The organism is Psittacicella gerlachiana, from assembly GCF_003585965.1.
Lineage (GTDB): Bacteria > Pseudomonadota > Gammaproteobacteria > Enterobacterales > Psittacicellaceae > Psittacicella > Psittacicella gerlachiana.
Genome location: NZ_NRJF01000102.1, coordinates 1 through 2591 on the forward strand (window position 1 = coordinate 1; position 2591 = coordinate 2591).

3 protein-coding genes are annotated in these 2591 nt (G+C 34.4%); all 3 read right to left on the minus strand.

What is annotated here, in order from left to right; all coding sequences use genetic code 11:
- A partial coding sequence (locus CKF59_RS04005) for a TerD family protein (protein WP_147397113.1) occupies window positions 1-493 on the minus strand: 493 nt, incomplete at its 3' end.
- Window positions 494-530: 37 nt separating this feature from the next.
- The gene (locus CKF59_RS04010; protein ID WP_119534688.1) at window positions 531-1319 is read right to left on the minus strand and encodes a stress protein; all 789 of its coding nucleotides are present in this window, start codon (window positions 1317-1319) and stop codon (window positions 531-533) included.
- A gap of 28 nt (window positions 1320-1347) precedes the next feature.
- A complete protein-coding gene (locus CKF59_RS04015; protein ID WP_119534689.1) occupies window positions 1348-2379 on the minus strand; it encodes a TerC/Alx family metal homeostasis membrane protein in 1032 nt (343 codons plus the stop codon).
- Between the last annotated feature and the right edge of the window lie 212 nt (window positions 2380-2591).

Below are 2591 nucleotides of genomic sequence, written 5' to 3' on the forward strand. Positions count from 1 at the left end.
TCCAGTCACCATTATGTCTATATAACTCACCGAAAATTAAAGCACGTTCGTTTGCAAAATCTTCACCTAAATCGTAGCGTGCCACTTCGGTATTTGTTTCATTATTTACAAGACGAATAAATGAGTTACTAACTTGACCGAAAGTTTGACGCTCGTTGTAAATGGTTACTGTAAAGACAATACGTTGAATTGATGCAGGGACTTTTGCTAAGTCTACTAATAAAACTTCATCGTCACCATCTGAATCACCTATACGATTATCTCCTTGGTGTAATACAGAACCATCAACTGAAGATAATTGGTTATAGAAAATAAAATCTCTATCATCACGTACTTTATTATCTGCTTTGATTAAAAACGCCGAAGCATCTAAGTCAAAAGCTTCACCAGCAGTTTGACGAGCATCCCAACCTAATCCCACAAGGATTTTATTTAAGCTTGGATCTGCTTTTGAAAGATTGATGTTTCCACCTTTTTGTAAACTTACCGCCATAATTATGACCTCATCTTATTAGTTTAAGTTAAAAGTTCTATTTACTACCGCTACTATAACTAAAGCCCCAGCCAAAATATTTATCTATTTCTGGTAAACTATCAAATCCTAACATCTTACGCTCAACATGGATCTGACCGTTATTAAAGTGAATATGGGCTAATACAACAAAGCGTCCTTGAATATTCTCATTTCCTAAATGCACTTCAATTTCATCCTGCCCACTTGCTTTGATACTTACAACAGCATCAGTTTGAGACCAAATCACATCATTATCATAAATATAAGTGTAAACCACTATATTATCGATAAAATGTGCGAACTTAGGATTTACAAGAATTGATTCACCAGCACCACCTTGACGATCATCTCCGGTATGCCATAAGAAAGGAGCACTATCAAAACATCCTTGTCTTGTTAACTTATGTCTTGGTCCACCTTGTCCTCTCGCAAACTGTAAAGCATCAACACAAAGTTGAATCCCATTAACTAAACGAATATAAGCCCCTAAATCTAGATCGACACCTTTATTACTTGAGAATAAACTTGCAAAAAATCCAGATTTTTTATTTTGCGACCAAGTTAGATTAATAACTAACTCTGGAGCTGATTTATTTAAGTTAATTCTTGTACTCTGCTCACCTTTATCTAGACGAATTTTTCCTAGATTAACTTTAGGAGCAGAGGGTGTAGCTGGCTCACTCTTTGACGTACGTTCATGCAAAGGTTTAGAAGATACGCTAGAAGGCTGTAATTTTGAATAATCAAAATCATCATTTGTAGCCATTAAACGATATTGAACAGATAAATATTTTTTGTGGCCCATAGCTTAAGTCCCATAATTTAAGAATAGTTTATTTTTTATCTTCTTGATCATCCTTTTCAGGAAAAATGAAAGAAGCAATTACACCTAAAGCTAATACTCCTAATACAATAAACAAACTCCAGTTTGCCGGAATATGTAAATTAGGATTACCAGTTACAGCTCCGTAAGATTGCACCCCCATTTTAATTCCGATATAGAATAATAAAGCAATTACCGCTTTTTCTAAATGAACTAAATATTTAGTTAGAGAAGCAAGAACAAAATATAAACTACGAAGACCAAGAATCGCAAAAATCATCGCAGCGTAAACTAGTAAAGGTTCTTGAGTTACGGCAATAACTGCTGGAACTGAGTCAAAGGCAAAGGCAACATCTGAAGTTTCAATTGCCATTAAACATAAAAATGCAGGAGTTACATAAGAAGCACTTTTACGAGTTACTAATGCTAATTTAGAAGATAAATCCGTTTCTTGAGCCGGTAATTCTCTATCTTTTACGATAAAACGATCACCATATAATTTTTTGTAAACAGGGAAAACCTTACCTGTAGCTTTTACAGACCAGTGATCAGTATAATCTTCGATCTCTTGCTCATCATTTGCCCCTGCACTTAACATTTTCCAACCTGACCAAAGGACAAAGGCTGCAAAGACAAAGCCAACCCATGGGCTTACTTGGAATAAACTTGCCCCGATAACTACGAAAATCGCACGGAAAACTAATGCTCCTAGAATTCCCCAGTATAAAATTCGATGCTGTAAGTGAGAAGTTATACCAAATGAAGCAAAAATAGCTACAAATACCATGAGGTTGTCAATTGAAAGACTTTTTTCTAAGACATAACCGGAAAGATACATATCTGCCCAAGTCTTATCAAAACGGAACCAAAGGTAAAAGTAAAAAGCGAGTGCTAAGAGAATCCAAAACACAGACCATATAGCAGCATCTTTAATTGAAATTTCTTTAGTTTTACGGTGGGCAACTAAATCCATATAAATTGAAAATAGAGTTACACCAAAGAAGATAATTACGGTTTCTAAAGGAAAGCCAAAGTGACTCATAGTGATAACTAATTAAGAATTGAAAATATTTTGTATCAATGAAATGAAATTGTAAGTGTACCTGTTACGAATGTTTGAATAAGTAAAATTCTAATAAGTAACCGAGATTTACATCTATAGATTTGGTTACTTTAAAGTTGAAGGTAACCTACACAAACTTATATATGTGAGTAGGCTTTTAAACTAACAAATCCAAACGGAAAGATAATTTG